This window comes from Streptomyces sp. NTH33 (assembly GCF_003236365.1).
In the GTDB taxonomy this organism is placed as follows: Bacteria; Actinomycetota; Actinomycetes; order Streptomycetales; family Streptomycetaceae; genus Streptomyces.
The window spans coordinates 1-3658 of sequence record NZ_POTZ01000582.1 but is presented as its reverse complement, the minus strand read 5'-3'; the positions used below and the strand labels follow the sequence as shown (position 1 = coordinate 3658).

General features: G+C 71.0%; 3 protein-coding genes and 1 pseudogene. 2 read left to right on the top strand and 2 right to left on the bottom strand.

All coding sequences use genetic code 11. The features are described from left to right. Nucleotides 1–361, bottom strand: a pseudogene (locus C1I97_RS33310) (septum formation initiator family protein); the annotation flags it as partial. A 13-nt stretch (nt 362–374) separates the two neighbouring features. Beyond that, nucleotides 375–1331 (bottom strand): 16S rRNA (cytosine(1402)-N(4))-methyltransferase RsmH, encoded by a 957-nt coding sequence (rsmH, locus tag C1I97_RS33305; RefSeq protein WP_111006757.1) that lies wholly within the window; start codon nt 1329–1331, stop codon nt 375–377. A gap of 420 nt (nt 1332–1751) precedes the next feature. Here rsmH and C1I97_RS33300 point away from each other — a divergent pair, with 420 nt between their 5' ends. Next, nucleotides 1752–2297, top strand: a complete 546-nt coding sequence (locus C1I97_RS33300) for a beta-class carbonic anhydrase (protein WP_111006756.1) — start codon at nt 1752–1754, stop codon at nt 2295–2297. A 281-nt stretch (nt 2298–2578) separates the two neighbouring features. Next, entirely contained in the window at nt 2579–3616 is a 1038-nt protein-coding gene (locus C1I97_RS33295) for an AAA family ATPase (protein ID WP_111006755.1), read from the top strand. Nucleotides 3617–3658: the final 42 nt, after the last annotated feature.

Genomic DNA, 3658 nt, shown 5'->3' with positions numbered 1-3658 from the left:
GGCACGGTGAGGGGGCGCCCCTCACCGTGCCGTCGGGGGCCAGGAAGGCGGGGTCGCCGCCGGGGACCATGCCGAGCTCCTGGGCTCGGCGCTGGAGGGCGTCCGGGGCGGAGTAGGCGTCGATGTCCCGCTGCAGGGCCTGTTCCTCGTCGGTGAGGTTCTTGGTGTCCCTCCGCAGGTCCTCCCGCTGGAACGCGCCTTCGCTGAGCGCGGAGTTCAGCATCAGCAGCCCGATGAGGCCCCCGCCGAGCAGGAGCACGACGAGGAGGACGAAGGGCGTGCGGGCGGCCTGGCCGCGGTTCGCCGGGAAGAGCCGGGCGAGCCGGGCGGCACGCCCCCTCAGTGCGGGTTTCCTGCTCACCTGTCCCCCTGCCTCACTCGACGTCCAGCCTGATGCGCTCGGCGCCGCGCAGCCGGGCCGGTGCCGCCCGCCGGTTCTCGGCGATCTCCTCCTCGGTGGGAAGTTCGGCACCGCGCGTGAGCAGCTTGAGCCGGGGCTGGTAGCGCTCGGGCACGACCGGGAGCCCGGGGGGCGCACTCGACGCGGCGCCGGCCGCCAACACCTGCTTGACGAGACGGTCCTCGAGGGAGTGGTACGACAGCACGGCGATCCGCCCGCCGACGTCCAGCGCCTTCACCGCGGCCGGGATCGCCCGCTCGAGCACGGCCAGTTCGCCGTTGACCTCGATGCGCAGCGCCTGGAACGTGCGCTTGGCCGGGTTGCCGCCGGTGCGCTTGACGGCCTGCGGCAGCGCGTCACGGATGAGCTCCACCAGCCGCGCGCTGTTGGTGAACGGCTCCTTCTCGCGCTCGCGCACGATCGCGGCCACGATCCGCTTGGCCTGCTTCTCCTCGCCGTACGCCCGCAGAATGCGCACCAGTTCACCGGCCGGGTAGGTGTTCAGGACCTCGGCGGCGCTGATGCCGGCGCTCTGGTCCATGCGCATGTCCAGGGGCGCGTCCTGGGCGTAGGCGAAGCCGCGCCCGGCCTCGTCGAGTTGCATGGAGGAGACGCCGAGGTCGAACAGGACGCCCTGCACGCGCGCGATGCCCAGCCGGTCGAGCACGGCGGGCAGCTCGTCGTAGACGGCGTGCACCAGGGTGGCCCGCTCGCCGAAGCGGGCCAGCCGCTCGCCGGACAGCCGCAGCGCCTCCTTGTCCCGGTCCAGGGCCACGAGCCGTACCCCGGGGAAGCGGGTGAGCAGCGCCTCGCTGTGCCCTCCGAGGCCGAGGGTGCAGTCGACGACCACCGCTCCCGGCTCCTGGAGGGCGGGCGCCAGCAGGTCCAGGCACCGCCGGAGCATCACGGGAACATGTCGGCTGTTGCTCAAGGGTCCCTCTCAGGTCCGGCGCGTCCCGCACGCACCGCCGGGTCCCCCGCCGCTCAGGTACGGGAAGCCTGCCGGCGCCGGAAGCGTCGGCCGGCCGGAAGCGGGAGGAGGCCGAGCCGTACGTACGCGCCGCGCACGTGTCAGACCGCCGGTGCTCAGGCCGGGGCCTTGGGGAAATGCAGTCCAGCAGGGAGAGCCGCGTCTCCCGCTTCGCGTCACTTTAGTCCACCCTGTCTCGCGGTCAATCAACCGGCCTGCGCGTCGCCCGACGGAGTGCCGGTGACACCGGAATTCGAAAAGATTCACCCGTACGGACAGGATTTGCCGTCCGTGTGGGATCGCTCACAACAAGCCACGATGGGGTTCTTTGTGCACTCCCATAACAGGACCGGAGCGGGCACGGCCAGTAACGTCATGAGTATGAAGACATCCGCATCAGTTCCCGCCGGATCCGAGGACGCCATAACAGCAGGCACGGTCACCGACCGCCTCACGGAGGCCAACCAGCACTACGCCGCCGCGTTCACCGACCCGGGGATGGACGCCCGGCCCGTGCTGCGCGTCGCGGTCGTGGCCTGCATGGACGCCCGTCTCGACCTGCACGCCGCGCTCGGCCTGGAGCTCGGCGACTGCCACACCATCCGCAACGCGGGCGGCGTGGTCACCGACGACGTCATCCGCTCGCTGACCATCAGCCAGCGTGCCCTCGGCACCCGCAGCGTCGTGCTCATCCACCACACCAACTGCGGCCTGGAGTCCATCACCGAGGAATTCCGGCACGACCTGGAGATGGAGGTCGGGCAGCGTCCGGCCTGGGCCGTGGAGGCCTTCCGGGACGTCGACCAGGACGTACGGCAGTCGATGCAGCGCGTGCGCACCTCGCCGTTCCTGCTGCACACCGACGACGTGCGCGGTTTCGTCTTCGACGTCAGAACGGGCCTGCTGCGCGAGATCGACCCCGCCTGACCCCCGACACGCGCGCCGGACATCCGGTGCGCGTCATGCTGTCGCCACCAGCGAAAAGTCGTAAAACCCGACTTATCGCGGCCAGTTGTCCACAGGCGAGTGACACGAATCGGTAACGGCGGCAAGAATGCGGGGTGTGGCCGCACGCGGAACCTCGCAGGACCTTTCCGCGTGGCGGCCGCGATTCGGGGTGGGCCGGGCCGTGCAGCAGAGCGTCGGCCCGGAAAATTGAGGTATCCCCTGCTCGGCAGAGGGCTTGGGGAAGGGCCGAGGAGGGCCGGGTGACGACCTATGACGAGCGAGCGAGCCTCACTGATCTGACCTCCACCGTGGAGCGGGTCCGCAGTTCGGTGGAGGGAGTGATCGAGGGCAAGCCCGAGGTCGTACGGCTTTCGCTGACCGTACTGCTCGCCGAGGGGCATCTTCTGATCGAGGACGTTCCCGGGGTGGGCAAGACGATGCTGGCCAAGGCGCTGGCACGGTCCATCGACTGTTCGGTGCGGCGCATCCAGTTCACGCCCGACCTGCTGCCGTCGGACATCACAGGTGTGTCCATCTGGGACCAGCAGCGCCGGGACTTCGAGTTCAAGCCGGGCGCCATCTTCGCGCAGATCGTGATCGGCGACGAGATCAACCGCGCCTCGCCCAAGACCCAGTCGGCGCTGCTGGAGTCCATGGAGGAGCGTCAGGTCACCATCGACGGGCAGAGCTACGAACTGCCCGTCCCGTTCATGGTGGTGGCCACGCAGAACCCGGTCGAGATGGAGGGCACCTACCCGCTGCCCGAGGCCCAGCGCGACCGCTTCATGGCCCGGGTGTCCATCGGCTACCCGAGCCCGGACGCCGAGTTGCAGATGCTGGACGTGCACGGCGGGGTGAACCCCCTGGACGGCCTCCAGCCGGTCGCGCACGCGCACGAGATCACCAAGCTGATCGAGGCGGTGCGCGGCGTGCACGTCGCCGAGCCGGTGCGGCGCTACGCGGTGGAGCTGGTCTCCGCCACCCGCACCCACCCGGACCTCAGACTCGGCGCCTCGCCGCGCGCGACGCTGCACCTGCTGCGCGCGGCGAAGGCGTCCGCCGCCCTGAGCGGCCGGGAGTACGCGCTGCCGGACGACGTACAGGCGCTCGCCGTGGCCGTGCTGGCCCACCGGCTGCTGCCCACCGCCCAGGCCCAGCTCAACCGCCGCACCGCCGAGCAGGTCGTCCAGGAGATCCTGCAGCGCACCCCGGTACCCGCGGGGCTCCAGCAGGCCGACGGCTTCGGCCTGGGCGGCGGCACGCCGGCGTACGGCCGGCAGACCCCTCGGGGGCTGTGATGACCCACGCGGGGGCCGCGCACGCGGAGGACGACCGGGGGG

What these genes read in the sequence shown, in the direction of transcription:
- C1I97_RS33300 (WP_111006756.1), top strand. Translation starts at nt 1,752, where the DNA reads ATGAAGACATCCGCATCAGTTCCCGCCGGATCCGAGGACGCCATAACA.